Below are 18,303 nucleotides of genomic sequence, written 5' to 3'. Positions count from 1 at the left end.
TAAAAGGGGTAAAAAGGGGGCGGCACTCCGGTGGGAGTGCCGCCCCGTCTTGACTTGCCGGCTGGTCAAGGCGCCGGAGGCCGTGGCGGGAATCGAACCCGCGTAACCCGCTTTGCAGGCGAGTCCCTGAGCCACTCGGGCACACGGCCGTGTTGATGGAACGACCGTAGGGTGGGGCGCGGGGCGGGCTCAAGGGAGGCGTGTGGGCTGCAATGCGACTGCCACACGCCGTTCACGAACGGGGTGACGCCGACGCCCGGTCGTACGACCAAGGTCCCTGCCGGGTGCCGACTCCCGACAGGGGCCAAAGTGGGTCGTGGACCTTACGCTGGCCGGCATGAGCGCCCTCGAACCAGGTGACACCGGCGTCGCAGAAGTCCCCGGCACGGCCCGGACGACCGGCGCACCGGATGCCACCGTGCTGAGCCGGCCCTACCGGTCGCTCACCGTCGGCATCGTCACCGTCGTCCTGCTGATCGCCTTCGAGGCGACCGCCGTCGGTACCGCGATGCCGGTCGCGGCGCGGGAACTGAACGGGGTACCGCTGTACGCGTTCGCGTTCTCGGGGTACTTCACCACGAGCCTGTCCGGCATGGTGCTCGCCGGGCAGTGGTCGGACCGCCGCGGGCCGCTCGGGGCGTTGACCACCGGGATCGGCGCGTTCGCGGCCGGGCTGCTGCTGGCCGGGACGGCGAGCGCCATGTGGGTGTTCATCGTGGGGCGGGCGGTCCAGGGACTGGGCGGCGGGCTGGTGATCGTCGCCCTGTACGTCGTCGTCGGCCGCGCCTACCCGGAGCGGCTGCGGCCGTCCATCATGGCGGCGTTCGCCGCGGGCTGGGTCGTACCGTCGGTCGTCGGCCCGCTCGCCTCGGGCGCGGTGACCGAACACCTGGGCTGGCGCTGGGTGTTCGTCGGCATCCCGGTCCTCGTGGTCTTCCCGCTGGCGATCGCACTCCCTCGGATACGCCGGCTGGCCTCCGGCCCGGTGAGGGCTGCCGAGCCGGCACCCGAGTCGTTCGACCGCCGCCGGATCCGGCTCGCCCTCGGGATCTCCCTCGGCGCCGGACTGCTGCAGTACGCGGCGCAGGACCTGCGCTGGATCTCCCTGCTGCCCGGCGCGGCCGGGGCCGCGCTGCTGGTGCCGGCCGTGCGGGGACTGCTGCCACGCGGGACCTGCCGGGCGGCGCGCGGGCTGCCGTCGGTGGTGCTGCTGCGCGGCGTCGCCGCGGGTTCCTTCATCGCCGCCGAGTCCTTCGTCCCCCTGATGCTCGTCACCCAGCGCGGGCTCTCGCCGACGCTCGCCGGATTCTCGCTGGCGGCCGGTGGGGCCACCTGGGCGCTCGGCTCCTGGGTGCAGTCACGGGCGCGCGTCGCGCCGTACCGGGAACGGCTGATGACCCTCGGCATGCTGCTGGTGGCCGCCGCCGTCGTCACCGCGCCCAGTGTGCTGATCCACACCGTCCCCGTCTGGACGGTCGCCGTCGCCTGGGGCTTCGGCTGCTTCGGCATGGGCCTGGTGATCGCCTCCACCAGCGTGCTCCTGCTGCGCCTGTCCGCCCCGGAGGAGGCGGGCACCAACTCCGCCGCCCTGCAGATCTCCGACGCCCTCTCCAACGTGCTGCTCCTCGCGGTCGGCGGCGCCGCGTTCGCCGCGCTCGGCGGCGGCACGGTGACCGGCACGGCCACGGCGGCCTCCGGTTCCGTCTCCACCTCCCATCCGGCCGCCTTCGCCGCGGTGTTCCTGCCGATGGCGGGAGTGGCGCTGGTGGGGGCGTGGGTGACGACACGGCTGCGGGAGCGGTGACCCGGCCGCTCCGCCGGGGGTGAAGGAAGTGATCTGTGACGCGTGTCGCACCCGGGCCCGGTGCGGCGCCGTTGCGCGGAGGGGCGGGCGAGGACACCGGTAGGGTGGCCCGGTTGTCATACGTAGCCGAGCAGCCCGACCCCTCCACGGAGACCGTGACTACCGCCCGCCCATCACCCGCCACCACCCTCAACGGAGGGCCCTCCGGGCCCAGCCCTATGACTGCTTCCTCCCACTCCCACCACCTCTCCCCGGCCTTCCCGGGCCGCGCTCCCTGGGGCACCGCCAGCAAGCTGCGTGCCTGGCAGCAGGGGGCGATGGAGAAGTACATCCAGGAGCAGCCGCGCGACTTCCTGGCCGTCGCGACCCCGGGCGCGGGCAAGACGACCTTCGCCCTCACCCTCGCCTCCTGGCTGCTGCACCACCACGTCGTGCAGCAGGTGACCGTGGTCGCGCCGACCGAGCACCTGAAGAAACAGTGGGCGGAGGCGGCCGCACGGATCGGGATCAAGCTCGACCCCGAGTACAGCGCCGGACCGCTCGGGAAGGACTACGACGGAGTCGCGGTCACCTACGCCGGTGTCGGCGTGCGCCCGATGCTCCACCGCAACCGGGTCGAGCAGCGCAAGACCCTCGTGATCCTCGACGAGATCCACCACGCCGGTGACTCCAAGTCCTGGGGCGAGGCGTGTCTGGAGGCCTTCGAGCCGGCCACGCGACGGCTCGCGCTCACCGGTACGCCCTTCCGGTCCGACACCAACCCCATTCCCTTCGTGACGTACGAGGAGGGGACGGACGGAATCCGGCGGTCCGCCGCCGACTACACCTACGGGTACGGCAACGCGCTCGCCGACCATGTCGTCCGCCCGGTGATCTTCCTCTCCTACAGCGGCAACATGCGCTGGCGGACCAAGGCCGGTGACGAGATCGCCGCCCGGCTCGGCGAGCCCATGACCAAGGACGCCGTCAGCCAGGCCTGGCGCACCGCCCTGGACCCGCGCGGGGAATGGATGCCCAGCGTGCTGCGCGCCGCCGACCAGCGGCTGACCGAGGTCAGGAAGGGCATCCCGGACGCGGGCGCCCTCGTCATCGCCTCCGACCAGGACTCGGCCCGCGCCTACGCCAAGCTCATCCGTGAGATCACGGGCACGAAGGCCACCCTCGTCCTCTCCGACGACGCCGGCGCCTCGAAGAGGATCGACGAGTTCAGCGAGAGCGACGACCGCTGGATGGTCGCCGTCCGCATGGTGTCCGAGGGTGTCGACGTGCCCCGGCTCGCCGTCGGGGTCTACGCCACCACCATCTCCACGCCGCTCTTCTTCGCGCAGGCCGTCGGTCGTTTCGTACGGTCCCGGCGGCGTGGCGAGACCGCCTCCGTCTTCCTGCCGACCGTCCCCGACCTGCTCACCTTCGCCAACGAGATGGAGGTGGAGCGGGACCACGCCCTCGACAAGCCGAAGAAGGAGGGCGAGGAGGACCCGTACGCCGAGTCCGAGAAGGAGATGGAGGAGGCGAACAAGGAGCAGGACGAGGACACCGGCGAGCAGGACATGCTCCCCTTCGAGGCCCTCGAGTCCGACGCCGTCTTCGACCGGGTGCTGTACGACGGCGCCGAGTTCGGCATGCAGGCCCACCCGGGGAGCGAGGAGGAGCAGGACTATCTCGGCATCCCGGGACTCCTCGAACCCGACCAGGTGCAACTGCTGCTCCAGAAGCGGCAGGCCCGGCAGATCGCGCACAGCCGCAAGAAGCCCGACTCCGAGGCCGACCTGCTCGAACTGCCCGCCGAGCGGCGGCCGGTGGTCAGCCACAAGGAGATGATGGAGCTGCGCAAGCAGCTCAACACGATGGTGAGCGCCTACGTCCACCAGAGCGGCAAGCCGCACGGGGTGATCCACACCGAGCTGCGGCGGGTGTGCGGGGGGCCGCCGAGCGCCGAGGCGACGGCCGGGCAGCTGCGGCAGCGGATCGCCAAGGTGCGGGAGTGGGCTACGCGTATGCGGTGAGGGGGGCTTTCCCACCCGCCCGCCCGTCTCGGTGGGTTGGGAGGCCCCCTCCCGGGGCTCCGCCCCGGACCCCAGCGGGGGCTGCGCGCCCTGCACCCCCGGTGGTTTCGCCCGGACCCCGGCGGGGGCTGCGCGCCCTGCACCCCCGGGGGGCGCTCCGCATACTCCTGGTGGCTTCGTCCCGGGTTCTGGCGGGGGCTTGCCCGCCCGCCCGTCTCGGTGGGTTGGGAGGTTCCCTCCCGGGGCTCCGCCCCAGACCCCAGCGGGGGCTGCGCCCCCTGCACCCCCGGTGGTTTCGCCCGGACCCGGCGGAGCCGCACCTCCTGCACCCCCGGTGGTTTCGCCCGTACCCCGGCGGAGCCGCACCTCCTGCACCCCCGGTGGTTTCGCCCGCACCCCGGCGGAGCCGCACCTCCTGCACCCCCGGTGGTTTCGCCCGCACCCCGGCGGAGCCGCACCCCGGCGGAGCCGTACCCCGGCGGAGCCGCACCCCGGCGGAGCCGTACCTCCGGATGGCCGCCGCCAACTCCACCCCGGCCGCAGCCCCCTGGGCGTATCCGGACAAACCCAGGTAGGCCATATCTGCCGGTGACCGGATTCTGGACGGAGCCTTCCGCTCAGCGAACCGGCTTCGCTACTGTCCCGCTACGCACACGCCCCGTGGCAGTGCCGCCGCGGAGCGCAGCCGTGAAGCGACCGTGTTCGGAATGACCCGGACCGCCGGCCGATCGGCGGCCTCTGAAGCGCGTCACTGACGGGACTCGGTGACGCATGCCGCGAGGAGGGCCGCCGACCTCACCACCGAAGGAGTGGGCGTCGTGACCGCGGAGACCTCCCAGACGCTCGACCGGGGACTCAGAGTCCTCAAACTGCTTGCCGACACCGATCACGGGCTGACCGTAACGGAGCTGTCCCAGAAACTGGGCGTGAACCGGACTGTCGTGTACCGGCTGCTCGCCACGCTGGAACAGCACGCGCTGGTACGCCGTGACCTCGGCGGCCGTGCCCGGGTCGGGCTCGGGGTGCTGAGGCTGGGCCGGCAGGTGCATCCGCTGGTGCGGGAGGCGGCGCTGCCGGCGCTGCGGTCGCTGGCCGAGGACATAGGGGCGACGGCCCATCTGACGCTGGTGGACGGGGCGGACGCACTGGCCGTCGCCGTGGTCGAACCGTCGTGGACGGACTACCACGTGGCCTACCGGGCCGGATTCCGCCACCCGCTGGACCGGGGCGCGGCGGGCAAGGCGATCCTCGCGGCACGCCGCCAGCCCATGGCCGAGCCCGGCTACACGCTGACCCATGGAGAGCTGGAGGCGGGAGCCAGCGGAGCGGCTGCACCGCTGCTCGGGGTCACGGGGGTGGAGGGCAGCGTGGGCGTCGTGATGCTGGCGGACGCGGTGCCCGAGCGGGTGGGGCCGCGGGTGGTGGAGGCGGCCCGGGAGGTGGCCGAAGCGCTGCGCTGAGGCGAGCGGCGCGAGGCCCGGCGCAGGGGCAGGGGCAGGGGCAGGGACAGGGGCCGAAGCCGACGTACGGGCGGCTGCCTCGCGGGCGCTGCGTCCCGGCGCCACTGTCCGCGGCCGTGTTGCCTTGGCCGATTCGCCAAAACACCGTGCGCACCACTGGCCGTTCCCCTCACCTCCCCCCGGCCACCTCTCCGCATCATCAAGGGCCTAACAGCCCGTCGGTGGAGGGAGTGGCACGGTGGACACGGTCGGTACGCGGCCCCGGATGGGGCAACAGGCAAGACACACAAGCCGGTTGACGCGGCGACAGGCCGTCGGCTCGCTGGTGGACGAGGCCGCCGGAAGTCCGCTGAAGCGGACCATGGGCGTCACACAGCTCACGCTGCTCAGCGTGGGCGCCACCCTCGGCACCGGGATCTTCGTGGTGCTCGGGCAGGCGGTGCCCGAGGCCGGGCCGGCGATCGTCGTGTCGTTCGTGCTCGCCGGGGTGACCGCACTGTTCTCCGCGCTGTCCTACGCCGAGCTCGCCGGGATGATCCCCGGCTCCGGGTCGTCGTACAGCTACGCCTACGCCACGCTCGGCGAGCTCGTCGCCTGGGTCTGCGGGTGGTGTCTGATCCTCGAATACGGCGTGTCCGTCGCCGCCGTGGCCGTCGGCTGGGGACAGTACGTCAACGAACTGCTCCAGCTCACCGTCGGCGTCACCCTGCCCGACTCCCTGAGCGCTCCGCCCGGTGCCGGCGGAACGCTGAACATCCCCGCCGCCCTCATCGTCGTCCTCGCCATGGTCGTCCTGCTGCGCGGCGCCCGGGAGAGCGCCGTCGCCAACACGATCATGGTCGCGGTCAAGATCGCCGCCCTCGTGCTGTTCTGCGCGGTCGCCTTCACCGCCTTCCACGCCGGGAACTTCCAGCCGCTCTTCCCGCTCGGCGCCGCCGGCATGAGCGCGGGCGCCGCCTCGCTGTTCTTCTCCTACATCGGGTTCGACGCCGCCTCCACGGCGGGCGAGGAGGCCCGCGACCCGCAGCGCGACCTGCCCCGCGCCATCGTCCTGTCCCTCATCCTGGTCACCGCGCTCTATGTCCTCGTCGCCGTCGCCGCGCTCGGCGCCATGCCGTGGCAGAAGTTCGCGGGGACGGAGGCGACGCTGAGCGAGGTGCTCGTGCAGGCCGTCGGCGGCGGGAACCTGTGGCCGGTCCTGCTGTCCGTCGGGGCCGTGGTCGCCACCACCAGCGTCGTACTCACCGTGCAGTACGGGCAGATCCGCATCCTCTTCGCGATGGCCCGCGACGGGCTGGTCCCGCCCCTGTTCGCCAAGGTGCACCCGCGCACGGGCGTGCCGCGCGCGAACACCGTGATCGTCTCCGGCTTCATCGCCGTGCTCGCCGCACTCGTCCCGCTCGGCAGCCTCGCCGACGCCACCAGCATCGGCACGCTGTTCGCCTTCATGCTGGTCAATCTGGCGGTGGTGCTGCTGCGCCGGCGCAACCCCGGCGCGCCCCGCTCCTTCCGAGTCCCCTTCTCGCCCGTCACACCGCTCCTCGGTGTCGGCTTCTGCGCCTACATGCTGTTCAGCCTCGGGGCCGACACCTGGATCGCGTTCGGTGCGTGGATGGCCGTCGGGCTCGTGATCTACGGGTTCTACGGCATCCGCCACTCCAAGCTCGACGAGCCACAGACGCAGACGCAGACGCAGACACAGACACAGACACAGCCAGTGCCACGGCCACAGTCGCAGCCACGGCCACGGCCACGGCCACAGTCACAGACAGAGACCCAGCCACGGCCACGGCCACGGCCGCAGCCGCAGCCGCAGTCGTACGACAACCCGCAGGACCCCGCATGAGGACGATCGACCTCACCGCCGACATCGTCGACCTGACGCGTGCCCTCGTCGACATCCCCTCCGAGAGCGGGCAGGAGGCCCCCCTCGCCGACGCCGTGGAAGCAGCCCTGCGCACGCTTCCCGGGCTCACCGTGGAACGGATCGGCAACTCGGTCGTCGCCCGCACAAGCCTCGGCCACTCCCGACGTGCTCTGGTCGCGGGCCACCTGGACACCGTCCCGGCCGCTGGGAACCTCCCCTCCCGTCTCGACGGCGGTCGCGTACACGGCCTCGGTGCCTGCGACATGAAGGGAGGGGTCGCCGTCGCCCTGCGCCTCGCGGCCACCGTCCCGGCCCCCACCCGCGACCTCACCTACGTCTTCTACGAGTGCGAGGAAGTCGAGGGCGACCGCAACGGCCTGCACCGCATCGCCACCGAGCGCCCCGACCTGCTTCGAGCGGACCTCGCGATCCTCATGGAGCCCTCCGACGCCGGAGTCGAGGCGGGCTGCCAGGGCGTGCTCACCGCCGACATCACGGTCAGGGGAGCGCGGGCGCACACCGCGCGGGCGTGGATGGGCGTCAACGCGGCCCACGCGGCCGCTCCGGTGCTCCAGCGGCTCGCCGACCACACGCCCGAGCGGGTCGTCATCGACGGGCTGGAGTACCGCGAAGGCCTCGGCGCTGTGGCCGTACGTGCCGGGGTCGCGGGAAACGTCGTACCCGACGAGTGCGTGGTCACGGTCAACGCGCGCTTCGCGCCCAGCCGCTGTCCCGAGGAGGCGGAGGCGTACGTGCGCGGGCTGTTCCCCGAGTACGAGGTCCGGGTCACCGAGGCCGTGGCGGGCGCCCTGCCGAGGCTGGACCGGGTCGCCGAACTGGTCGACGCGCTCGGTGCGCGGCCCCGGCCCAAGCTCGGCTGGACCGACGTGGCCCGGTTCGCGGCGCTCGGCACGCCCGCCCTCAACTACGGCCCCGGCGACCCGTCGCTCGCGCACACCGCGGGGGAGTACGTGCCCGTGGAGCACCTCGTGGAGTGCGAGGAGCGGCTCAGGACGTGGCTCCGGCAGCGCCCCTGAGGCCCGCCAGCGTCCTCAACTGCAGCCACAGCACCAGTCGTTCGTCGGGGTCGTCGAGGTCGATCCCGACGTGCTGCTGGATCTGCTTCAGGCGGTAGCGGCAGGTGTTGGGGTGGACCGAGAGCAGCTTCGCCGCGCCCGCCATGTCGCAGCCCGCGTCGAACCAGGACACCAGGGTGCGGGCGTACTCGGTGCCGTGCCCGGCGTCGTACTCCAGCACCCGCCGCCAGGAGCCCGCCCCCAACTCCGGGCGCTCGCCCATCACTTCGGTCAGCCGGAGCAGCGTCACCCGCGGGCGCAGCTCGTCGACCGTGGCGAGGGGCAGCTCGTCGCCCAGCATCCGCAGCACCAGGTCCGCATCGGCCCGCGACCCCGGTACCCCGCCGAGGTCCGCCACGACCTCGCCCAGCGCCGCCCGCACCGGCACCCGCAGCGCCTGCCCGGCCCGTCCCACGATGTCCTCGGCCAGCTGCCGGTGGCGCCGGTCCGTGGTCGTCCGGCTCCACGGCGCGCCGGCCCCCGCCTCACCGCCCCTGCCCCGCTCCCCGGCCGCCGGGAGGAGCGCGTACACCACCCCGTCGACCAGCACGCACGCGTGCCGCCCGTACCTGGCCTCGCACTGGAGGCGTACGACGTCCAGCAGGCGCAGCGCGGTCCGCTCGCTGTCGGGGCCGCTCGCCGCGGAGGCCAGGACGAAGGCCGCCACCCGCACGGCGTCCAGCCCCAGACGGTGAGCGGCCGTCGAGACGTCCGCGCTGCCCTCCAGCAGGCGGCGCAGCAGATCGCTGTTCTGGTGCCGGGCCAGTTCCTGGGCCGCCCGGGCGCGCAGCAGGAGCAGCGCGGCGGTCGACGCGCCCTGCGCCAGGGTCTTCTCGGCGTCCGCCGCAAGGGTGCCGTCGTCGACCACCCAGACCGAGCCGAGGGTTTCGCCGCCCGCCCGCACGGCCGTCGCGAGCCGCGGCAGGTTCTCCGCGCCGAGCGCGGGCAGCCGTACCGGCCGGTCGGTGGCGAACACCACCCGGTACTGCTCGCTGTTCTCCGCGCTGCCCGGCACCTGCAGACCCAGGATCCCCTGCCGGCGGTCCTCGTCGACCGGCTGGCCGGGAACGGTGGAGTAGGCGAGGATGCGCTGGCGCGGGTCCTCCACGGCGGTCGCGCCGCCGGTCGCCGCCGCGATCGCGTCGGCGAGGGCGAACAGGTCCCCGAGCCCGCTGCCGGACGGCACCGGCCGCGCGCTGATCGCCGAGGCCAGCAGCAGGTGCACGTGGTGCCAGGCGATGTCCTCGGCGACCGACAGCAGCGCCACACCGTGCGCCTGCGCCTCGCCGACCGGCCCGTCCGCGCCGCGCACCACGACCCCGCTCAGACCGGCCCCGGCCGCGGCCCGCACCAGTGGCCCGGCCGCGGCCGCCCGCACGCCCACCGCCAGCAGCAGTGCGCCCGGCGCCTGCGGGAGCGGGTCATGGGCATCGTGCAGCACGGCCTCCGTCACCGGGACGCCCAGGCCGTTCGGGGCCGTGAGCAGGCGGACGGAGGAGCCGCCGACCACGTCCAGGAGGTCGCCGAGCGTGCAGGCGTCCATGGGGCTCCTCGGGTGCGGAGTTGCTTGCGGGAGTTGCTTGCGGAGTTGGCCGCTGCGTTGCTGCCGAATTGGCCGATCCCAAAAGGAACGTACGCAGTCCTTGTCGCTCCGCACAACCCGTGCGGGCGCACCGGCCCCGAGACTCGAGCCATGAACGGACTCACCCTCCGCGCCGTCCACGATGTCGCCGGGCTCGCAGCCGTCGCCGACTTCTTCAGCGACGTCTGGCAGACCCCGCGTACCGCCCCGCCGTACCCGGCCGAAGTGCTGCACAGCCTGGTCCACGCGGGCGGCGCGGTGCACGCGGCCCACACCGACGACGGCGTGCGGCCGGCCGGCGCGTCCGTCGCGGTGTTCGGGCCGCCGACGGCGCGGGAGGCGTACTCGCTGGTCGCCGCCGCCGACCCGGGCCTCGGACACGCGGTCAAGCAGGCCCAGCGCGCCTGGGCCCTGGACCGAGGCGCCCGCACCATGCGCTGGACCTTCGACCCGCTGGTCGGCCGCAACGCCCGCTTCAACCTGGTCAAGCTGGGCGCGGTCGGCACCGAGTACCTCGTCGACTTCTACGGGCGCATGGCGGACGGCGTGAACGACGGCGACGAGAGCGACCGGCTGACCGTCACCTGGGACCTGGCTCGGCCGACCCAGCCGCACGAGAGCGGCGACAACGGGGAGCGTGACGCGGCCCCCGCCACGCACCTCGCGCCCGACGGCGCGCCCCTGGCCCGCCGTGACCTCGCCGACCGGCACGTCTGGTGCCGGGTCCCCGACGACGTCGTGAAGCTGCGGGCCACGGAGCCGCTGCTCGCCCTGCGCTGGCGGCACGCCGTCCGCGAGGTGTTCACGGAGGCCTTCGCGCAGGGCTTCACCGCCACCGGGATGTCCCGCGACGGCTGGTACACCCTGACCCGCGGCGCGGACGGAGCCGGGGCATGAAACTCGAACGCGTCGAGATCGTCCACGTGGCGATCCCGCTCGTCACCCCGTTCCGTACGTCCTTCGGGACCATGACGACGAAGGACACCTTCCTGCTGCACGTCGTCACGGACACCGCCGAGGGCTGGTCGGAGTTCGCCGCCGACCCCGAGCCGCTGTACTGCTCCGAGTTCACCGCCGGTGCCGAGATCGTGCTCCGCGACTTCCTGCTGCCGCGCGTCGCGGCACTGCCCGAGCTCACCACGGCCGCCGTCGCCCCCGCGCTGGCCGGGATCAAGGGACACGAGCTGGCGAAGGCGGCCCTGGAGACGGCGCTGCTCGACGCGGAGCTGCGGGAGTACGGCATGCCGCTCGCCACCTACCTGGGCGCGGTGCGCGACCGGGTGCCCGCCGGTGTCTCGGTCGGCATCAAGGACTGCGTCGGCGAGCTGCTGGACGACGTCGAGCGCTATCTCGCCGAGGGCTACGTCCGGATCAAGCTGAAGATCGAACCGGGCTGGGACGTCGAACCCGTACGAGCGGTGCGCGAGCGCTTCGGCGCGGAGCTGCCCCTCCAGGTCGACGCGAACACCGCGTACACGCTCGCCGACGCCGAGCACCTGCGGCGTCTGGACGACTTCGGGCTGCTGCTGATCGAGGAGCCGCTGGAGGAGAACAACCTGCACGCCCACGCCCGGCTCCAGCAGCGGCTGGCGACCCCCGTCTGCCTGGACGAGTCCCTGCACAACGCGCGCGACACCGCGTCCGCGATCGCGATGGACGCGTGCCGGGTCGTGAACGTGAAGCCCGCCCGGGTCGGCGGCTACCTGGAGGCGCGCCGCATCCACGACGTGGCGCAGGCGCACGGGGTGCCGGTGTGGTGCGGCGGAATGCTGGAGACCGGCATCGGCCGCGCACCGAACCTGGCCCTGGCCGCCCTGCCGGGCTTCACGCTCCCCGGCGACACCTCGGCGTCCGGCCGCTACTTCGCGGAGGACATCACCGAGCCGTTCGTCCTGCGCGACGGTCACCTGCCCGTGCCGGCCACCCCCGGCATCGGCATCGCACCGCTGCCGGACGCGCTGCGCCGGTTCACGCGGGAGCGGCGGGACCTGTACGCGGGCTGACCGGCACCGGAGTCCGGGCGCAGGCCGTCGCGGGAAAGGGCGGTCCGACCCGGGGGGAGGGGCGGTCGGCGGCCCGGGGGAGGGGAGCCTACCGCCGCCTGGCCGGAAGTCGTCACCGCGTTAGATTGATCCCGTGTTCTCTCGCCTCACGCGCCCCCAGGCCGTCGCTGTCTGTGCCCTGCCCGTCGTGGCCCTGCTCGCCACGGCGGCGTTCGCACCGCTGCCGTTCGCGGTGGCGCAGCCCGGCATGACGGCGAACGTGCTCGGCGAGAACAAGGGAACCCAGGTGATCACCATCACCGGCGCGCCGACCCGCACGACCAGCGGACAGTTGCGGATGACGACGATCGAGGCGACCGGCCCGGACGCGAACGTCTCGCTGAACGACGTGATCGACGGCTGGTTCGCCACCGACCGGGCGGTGATGCCGCGCGACGCGGTCTACCCGAGCGGCAACAGCGTCAAGGAGATCGAGCAGCACAACGCCCAGCAGATGAAGCAGTCCCAGGACGCGGCCACCCAGGCCGCCCTGAAGTACCTCGGCGTCAGCGGCAAGAACATCGACGTCACGCTCAAGCTCGCCGACGTCGGCGGTCCCAGCGCGGGCCTGCTGTTCTCCCTCGGCATCGTCGACAAGCTCCACGGCGACGGCAGCGGCGGCGACCTCACGGGCGGCCGTACGGTCGCGGGCACCGGCACGATCAGCGCCGACGGCACGGTCGGTGCGGTCGGCGGAGTGGCCCTCAAGACGCAGGCCGCCCGGCGCGACGGCGCCACCGTCTTCCTGGTGCCGAAGGCCGAGTGCAGTGACGCGAAGTCCCAGCTGCCGAAGGGCCTGCTCCTGGTCCCGGTGACCACCCTGAAGAGCGCGGTGAACTCCCTGGTGACCCTGGAAAAGGGGAAGGGCGCGGTGCCGAGCTGCTAGGGCCTGTCTAGGGGGTGGGGACCGTCCTCGGGGTGGCCGCGAGACGCAGGCCGACTTCGACGCGCACGGCTGGGCTCGCATCCTCGAGGAGGGCGTCGTCGAAGCGCAGACCCCGCAACGCCCCCGCCCCCTGCTCCCCCGCCCCCTGCTCCTCCGCCGCCTACTCCTCCGCCGCCTGCTCCACCAGTGGGATGATCCGCAGAGGGACGGGGTTCTCCATGACGATGGCCGTGGAGGCTCGGACGATGCCCTCGAAGCCGACCACCCGGTCGATCACGCGCTGGAGGTCGGCGTTGGAGCGGGCCACCAGGCGGCACAGCATGTCGCCCGTGCCCGTGGTGGTGTGCAGTTCCAGCACCTCCGGCACCGTCGCCAGGTGCGCCCGTACGTCGGCCCCCTGGCCCTGCCGGATCTGCAGCGTCGCGAACGCGGTGACCGGGTAACCGATCGCCGCCGGGTCGACCTCCGGGCCGAATCCGCGGACGACCCCGTTGGACTGCAGCCGGTCGAGCCGCGCCTGCACCGTCCCCCGGGCGACCCCCAGCCGCCGGGACATCTCAAGGACGCCGATGCGTGGCTCGCGCGCCAGCAGCACGATGATGCGGCCGTCCAGTTGATCGATCGCCACGGCAGCCTCCCAAGTGGTCATCCTGTACAGAAAGCCCGCCGTATGCGGGCCCTCACCGGTCAGATTGCCCAGTGAAGACACAAACTATTGCGCACCTTGCGGGGCGGGGTGAGGCTTCGCCCATGACGCAGACCACACACCACACTCCCGACACCGCACGGCAGGCCGACCCCTTCCCGGTCAAGGGAATGGACGCGGTCGTCTTCGCCGTGGGCAACGCCAAGCAGGCGGCGCACTACTACTCCACCGCCTTCGGCATGCGGCTGGTGGCCTACTCCGGACCGGAGAACGGCAGCCGCGAGACCGCCTCGTACGTGCTGGAGAACGGCTCGGCGCGGTTCGTCCTCACCTCCGTGATCAAGCCCGCCACCACCTGGGGCCACTTCCTCGCCCAGCACGTGGCCGAGCACGGCGACGGCGTCATCGACCTCGCCATCGAGGTCCCGGACGCGCGCGCCGCGTACACGTACGCCATCGAGCACGGCGCCCGGTCGGTCACCGAGCCGTACGAGATGAAGGACGAGCACGGCACGGTCGTCCTCGCCGCGATCGCCACCTACGGCGAGACCCGCCACACCCTCGTCGACCGCTCCGGCTACGACGGCCCCTACCTGCCCGGCTACGTGGCGGCCAAGCCGATGGTCGAGCCGCCCGCCCAGCGCACCTTCCAGGCCATCGACCACTGCGTCGGCAACGTCGAACTCGGCCGGATGAACGAGTGGGTGGAGTTCTACAACAAGGTCATGGGCTTCACGAACATGAAGGAGTTCGTGGGCGACGACATCGCGACCGAGTACAGCGCGCTGATGTCGAAGGTCGTGGCCGACGGCACCCTCAAGGTCAAGTTCCCGATCAACGAGCCCGCCATCGCCAAGAAGAAGTCCCAGATCGACGAGTACCTGGAGTTCTACGGCGGCGCGGGCGTCCAGCACATCGCGCTCAACACCAACGACATCGTGCAGACGGTCCGCACGATGCGCGCGGCCGGGGTGGAGTTCCTCGACACCCCCGACACCTACTACGACACCCTCGGCGAGTGGGTCGGCGACACCCGCGTCCCCGTCGAGACCCTGCGCGAGCTGAAGATCCTCGCCGACCGCGACGAGGACGGCTATCTGCTGCAGATCTTCACCAAGCCGGTCCAGGACCGCCCGACCGTCTTCTTCGAACTCATCGAGCGCCACGGCTCGATGGGCTTCGGCAAGGGCAACTTCAAGGCCCTGTTCGAGGCGATCGAGCGCGAGCAGGAGCGGCGCGGCAACCTGTGATCCCGTCGGCAGCGCCCGTTCCGCACGACGCGGTCACGGGCGCTGCCGGGGTGCGACGTCGGCCGGCAGCTCCTCCGCCGGCGCCTCACCCAGCGCCTCCAGCGCGGCCCTGGCGTCGGGCGCGCCCAGCGGCGAGAAGTACGGGTTGGTCCGCAGCGCCTCCTCGAGGTGGCGCCGAGCGGGCCCGGTCAGGTCCAGGTCCTGCTCGATCATCCCGCGGTGGTACGCGTACAGCGCACTGCGCACCCCGCCTCCCTTGGTTCTGTCGGTCGCCTGTGTGGCGAACTTCAGGGCCTCCTCGTCCTCCCCGGTCCGGTGCAGCGCCCAGCCCAGCGCATCGGCCACCGCGATGCCCGGCTGCCGCTGCCACTCGGCACGCAGCCGCCGCACGGCGGACTCCGCGTCGCCGTGGTCCGCCTCGAACCGCCCGAGCACCAGGTCGTCGTCGACCCCGGCGGCCGCGTCCCGGCGTACCCGCGACCGCAGCACGCCGTACTGCGCCTGCGCCCACTGCTCCTGCCCCATCGACTCGTACAACTCGCCCAGTTCCAGGGCGTATTCGGGGCGGGGTTGCTTGTCCAGCGCCGACTGGTAGGCCCGCACCGCCTCCGTGGTCCGGCCGAGCGCGGCCAGCGTCCGCCCCTGCCCGGCCAGCGCGGCCCACTGGTCGGGGTCGAGTCGCGCGGCCGCCTCGAAGTGCCGCAGCGCGTCGTCGCGGTCCCCGCGCTCCCAGGCGATCCTCCCGGCCTGCTCCAGGTAGGCCGCGCGTTCGGCGGGAGTGGCCGCGGCCGCCGCCGCGTCCGACAACTGGGCCGCCGCGTCCTCGCGCCAGCCCCGGTCCCAGTACACGGCCGCGGCCGTCGCCTTCACGGCCGGCCCGTGGTGCAGCTTCACCAGCTGGTCGAGGGTGCGCTGTGCCGCCTGGTAGTCGCCGAGGCCGGTGTAGGCGTCGATGAGCGGCGGATACGTCGTCCACCGCTTCGGCTCCAGTTTCAGCGCCTGCTCGCCCCACGAGCGGGCGGCCTGGAAGTCCCGGCGCCCGTTCGCCAGGGCCGCCAGGCCGCCCAGGGCCTGGGCGCCGCGCGCCGGGGCCAGCCGCAGCGAGGTCCGCAGTGCCGTGTCGGCCCTCGGATAGTCGGCCGCGTCGGCGGTCCGCCCGGCCCGCTCCACATAGGCGGCCCCGAGCACCGCCCACGCCTGCGCGTCGCGCGGCTGCGCCCGCAGATGCCGCTCGCGGTCCCCGATCAACGCCGACAGGGCGGGCAGCGCCGCCGGCACCCCGGCCGCGACCGCCGCCGGCACCCCGGCTGCGACCGCCGCCGGTGCACCCGGCGCACCCTGCGCACCCGGCGCGCCGGGGCCGGGCGCCGGCCGTGCCGGGCGCCGCTGCGCCGGCAGCACCATCCACGCCGCGCCCAGCAGGGCCGCGATGGTGACCAGGGACAGGAACACCTGGCGCAGGCGGCGGCGCCCGCGCCGCGACTCGGTCATCAGGGAGGCGGCCGGGCTCTGCTGTCGGTTTCCCATGGCGCATACTGTGCGTCGATACGACTACCGCCACCCGGTAGGCGGAGGGGTACGGCCTACGGGGTTCACACCGATGGCCCCGAGTGTCACGCTGTGATCATGAGCCGTATTCAAGCCGCCCCAGACGAAGTCCGGGGCAACCTCACCGACCGGCTCCTCGCGGGCCTGCCGGCCGAGGCGGTCCTCACCGATCCCGACGTCACGGTCTCCTATGCCAACGACATGGCGAGCTTCTGCCCGTCCGGCACGCCGGCCGTCGTCGTCCTGCCGCGGACCGTCGAACAGGTCCAGCACGTCATGCGCACGGCGAGCGAGCTGCGCGTCCCGGTCGTCCCGCAGGGCGCCCGCACCGGCCTGTCCGGCGCGGCCAACGCCTCCGACGGCTGCATCGTGATGTCCCTGACCAGGATGGACCGCATCCTGGAGATCAGCCCGGTCGACCGGATCGCCGTGGTCGAACCGGGCGTCGTCAACGCCGCCCTCTCCCGCGCCGTCAACGAACACGGGCTGTACTACCCTCCCGACCCCTCCAGCTGGGAGATGTGCACCATCGGCGGCAACATCGGCACCGCCTCCGGCGGGCTGTGCTGCGTGAAGTACGGGGTCACGGCCGAATACGTCCTCGGACTCGACGTCGTGCTGGCCGACGGCCGCCTGATGTCCACCGGCCGCCGCACGGCCAAGGGCGTCGCCGGGTACGACCTCACCCGCCTGTTCGTGGGCTCCGAGGGCTCGCTCGGCATCGTCGTCCGCGCGGTCCTGGCGCTCAAGCCACAGCCGCTCCAACAGCTGGTGCTGGCGGCCGAGTTCGCCTCCTCGGCCGCCGCCTGCGACGCGGTGTGCCGGATCATGGCGGGCGGCCACGTGCCGTCCCTGCTCGAACTCATGGACCGTACGACGGTGAAGGCCGTCAACGACATGGCGCACATGGGGCTGCCGGAGACCACCGAAGCCCTGCTGCTGGCCGCCTTCGACACCCCGGACCCGGCCGCCGACCTCGCCGCGGTCGGCACGCTGTGCGAGGCGGCCGGCGCCACCCAGGTGGTGCCCGCCGACGACGCGGCCGAGTCCGAGATGCTGCTCCAGGCACGGCGGCTTTCGCTGACCGCGCTGGAGGCGGTCAAGGGCACCACGATGATCGACGACGTGTGCGTACCGCGCTCCCGGCTCGGCGACATGCTGGACGGGATCGCGCGGATCGCCGAGAAGTACCAGCTCACCATCGGGGTCTGCGCGCACGCCGGAGACGGCAACACGCACCCGACGGTCTGCTTCGACGCGCAGGACTCCGACGAGTCACGGCGCGCCCGCGAGTCCTTCGACGAGATCATGGCCCTCGGCCTCCAGCTCGGCGGCACGATCACCGGCGAGCACGGTGTGGGGGTGCTGAAGAGGGAGTGGCTGGCGCGCGAGATCGGCCCGGTGGGGGTGGAGATGCAGCGGGCGATCAAGCAGGTCTTCGACCCGCTCGGCATCCTGAACCCGGGCAAGGTGTTCTGACCGCACGGTGGCACCCCCGCGTTCACGCGCCGGGGGCGAGCAGCTCGGCCAGCTCGTCGTCGATGCCGAGCCGCCTGCCCTCGGTGCCCGGGGGAACCACCCGCAGCGTGCGCTCCAGCCAGGCCGCCAGCTGCGCGGCCGGTGCCTCCAGCAGGGCCTCGCCGTGGGGTGAACTCAGCCCCAGCGCGACGACGCCGCGGCCCTCCGCCCGCGCCGGCCACACCCGTACGTCCCCGCGCCCGCAGGGCCGGAACACCCCTTCCACGAGCAGTTCGCGGGCGAAGGTCCAGTGCACGGGCTGGTCGGAGTCGATGTGGAAGACGATGTGGACGGCGTACGGTTCGTCGGTGCGGTAGCCGAGCCGCGCCGGGACGGGGATGCCGGTCTCGGGCGACACGACGAGCCGGAGCTCCAGCTCCCGCTCGACCACGGTGTGGTGCATGGCGTGCGTCTCCTCTCGGGTACCGGGCCCGCGATGGACCCGTACGGGTGGAGAGGGGAGCGGGGCGCGGGGCATTACGCGGGTTGAGGGAACTTTCTTCCGCCCGTGCTTCCGGGCTTGTGACGTACGTGCACGAGGTTGCCCGGAAAGGAGCGGGTCCGGCGGGACCGGCGGTGGCGCGTGCGCGGGTCTGATAGATGTGGAGGCCCCAATCG

At 72.9% G+C, this 18,303-nt stretch carries 14 protein-coding genes and 1 tRNA gene; 10 read left to right on the top strand and 5 right to left on the bottom strand.

Annotated features, from left to right (window positions below):
* Positions 1–77: 77 nt before the first annotated feature.
* Positions 78–149, bottom strand: a tRNA-Cys gene (locus tag AB0A61_RS09955).
* A 188-nt stretch (positions 150–337) separates the two neighbouring features.
* On the opposite strand from AB0A61_RS09955, the gene AB0A61_RS09950 reads away from it, so the two are divergent.
* The 5 genes from AB0A61_RS09950 to dapE all read left to right on the top strand — a co-directional run bounded on the left by AB0A61_RS09950 (position 338) and on the right by dapE (position 8,174).
* Entirely contained in the window at positions 338–1,804 is a 1,467-nt protein-coding gene (locus AB0A61_RS09950) for an MFS transporter (RefSeq protein ID WP_361288964.1), read from the top strand.
* 218 nt (positions 1,805–2,022) lie between these two features.
* Entirely contained in the window at positions 2,023–3,810 is a 1,788-nt protein-coding gene (locus AB0A61_RS09945; RefSeq protein ID WP_361288961.1) for a DEAD/DEAH box helicase, read from the top strand.
* An 818-nt stretch (positions 3,811–4,628) separates the two neighbouring features.
* Positions 4,629–5,270 (top strand): helix-turn-helix domain-containing protein, encoded by a 642-nt coding sequence (locus AB0A61_RS09940; RefSeq protein ID WP_361288958.1) that lies wholly within the window; start codon positions 4,629–4,631, stop codon positions 5,268–5,270.
* Positions 5,271–5,535: 265 nt separating this feature from the next.
* Positions 5,536–7,116 (top strand): amino acid permease, encoded by a 1,581-nt coding sequence (locus tag AB0A61_RS09935; protein WP_361289158.1) that lies wholly within the window; start codon positions 5,536–5,538, stop codon positions 7,114–7,116.
* A complete protein-coding gene (dapE, locus tag AB0A61_RS09930) occupies positions 7,113–8,174 on the top strand; it encodes a succinyl-diaminopimelate desuccinylase (protein ID WP_361288955.1) in 1,062 nt (353 codons plus the stop codon). Before AB0A61_RS09935 ends, dapE begins: the two co-directional genes overlap by 4 nt.
* Here dapE and AB0A61_RS09925 read toward each other — a convergent pair.
* Entirely contained in the window at positions 8,146–9,756 is a 1,611-nt protein-coding gene (locus tag AB0A61_RS09925; RefSeq protein WP_361288952.1) for a helix-turn-helix domain-containing protein, read from the bottom strand. The two genes, dapE and AB0A61_RS09925, sit on opposite strands and share 29 nt — an antisense overlap.
* Positions 9,757–9,906: 150 nt before the next feature.
* Here AB0A61_RS09925 and AB0A61_RS09920 point away from each other — a divergent pair, with 150 nt between their 5' ends.
* The 3 genes from AB0A61_RS09920 to AB0A61_RS09910 all read left to right on the top strand — a co-directional run bounded on the left by AB0A61_RS09920 (position 9,907) and on the right by AB0A61_RS09910 (position 12,723).
* On the top strand, positions 9,907–10,692 hold the full coding sequence (locus AB0A61_RS09920; protein ID WP_361288949.1) for a chorismate synthase: 786 nt from the start codon (positions 9,907–9,909) through the stop codon (positions 10,690–10,692).
* Positions 10,689–11,798: an o-succinylbenzoate synthase gene (gene menC, locus AB0A61_RS09915; protein ID WP_361288946.1), complete on the top strand. Its 1,110-nt coding sequence runs from the start codon at positions 10,689–10,691 to the stop codon at positions 11,796–11,798. Before AB0A61_RS09920 ends, menC begins: the two co-directional genes overlap by 4 nt.
* Before the next feature lie 133 nt (positions 11,799–11,931).
* The gene (locus AB0A61_RS09910) at positions 11,932–12,723 is read left to right on the top strand and encodes a S16 family serine protease (RefSeq protein ID WP_361288943.1); all 792 of its coding nucleotides are present in this window, start codon (positions 11,932–11,934) and stop codon (positions 12,721–12,723) included.
* 160 nt (positions 12,724–12,883) lie between these two features.
* On the opposite strand, the gene AB0A61_RS09905 is transcribed toward AB0A61_RS09910, so the two are convergent.
* Complete coding sequence (locus AB0A61_RS09905; protein WP_361288940.1) at positions 12,884–13,351, bottom strand: Lrp/AsnC family transcriptional regulator; 468 nt, start codon at positions 13,349–13,351, stop codon at positions 12,884–12,886.
* A gap of 122 nt (positions 13,352–13,473) precedes the next feature.
* Between AB0A61_RS09905 and hppD the strand changes: the two genes are divergently transcribed.
* Positions 13,474–14,619 carry a 4-hydroxyphenylpyruvate dioxygenase gene (hppD, locus tag AB0A61_RS09900; RefSeq protein ID WP_361288937.1) on the top strand — a complete coding sequence of 382 codons (1,146 nt, stop codon included), beginning with the start codon at positions 13,474–13,476 and terminating at the stop codon, positions 14,617–14,619.
* Positions 14,620–14,652: 33 nt separating this feature from the next.
* Here the strand turns inward: hppD and AB0A61_RS09895 are convergent, their stop codons facing one another.
* Positions 14,653–16,146 carry a tetratricopeptide repeat protein gene (locus tag AB0A61_RS09895; RefSeq protein ID WP_361288934.1) on the bottom strand — a complete coding sequence of 498 codons (1,494 nt, stop codon included), beginning with the start codon at positions 16,144–16,146 and terminating at the stop codon, positions 14,653–14,655.
* Between the two features lie 93 nt (positions 16,147–16,239).
* Between AB0A61_RS09895 and AB0A61_RS09890 the strand changes: the two genes are divergently transcribed.
* Complete coding sequence (locus AB0A61_RS09890; protein WP_361288931.1) at positions 16,240–17,646, top strand: FAD-linked oxidase C-terminal domain-containing protein; 1,407 nt, start codon at positions 16,240–16,242, stop codon at positions 17,644–17,646.
* Between the two features lie 22 nt (positions 17,647–17,668).
* On the opposite strand, the gene AB0A61_RS09885 is transcribed toward AB0A61_RS09890, so the two are convergent.
* Positions 17,669–18,088 carry an SsgA family sporulation/cell division regulator gene (locus AB0A61_RS09885; protein ID WP_361288928.1) on the bottom strand — a complete coding sequence of 140 codons (420 nt, stop codon included), beginning with the start codon at positions 18,086–18,088 and terminating at the stop codon, positions 17,669–17,671.
* Between the last annotated feature and the right edge of the window lie 215 nt (positions 18,089–18,303).

The sequence above is a fragment of the Streptomyces sp. NPDC046197 genome, assembly GCF_040646295.1.
Classification (GTDB): Bacteria; Actinomycetota; Actinomycetes; order Streptomycetales; family Streptomycetaceae; genus Streptomyces.
Note: the sequence above shows the minus strand (reverse complement) of the source record. Positions and strands in the feature narration are given on the sequence as shown.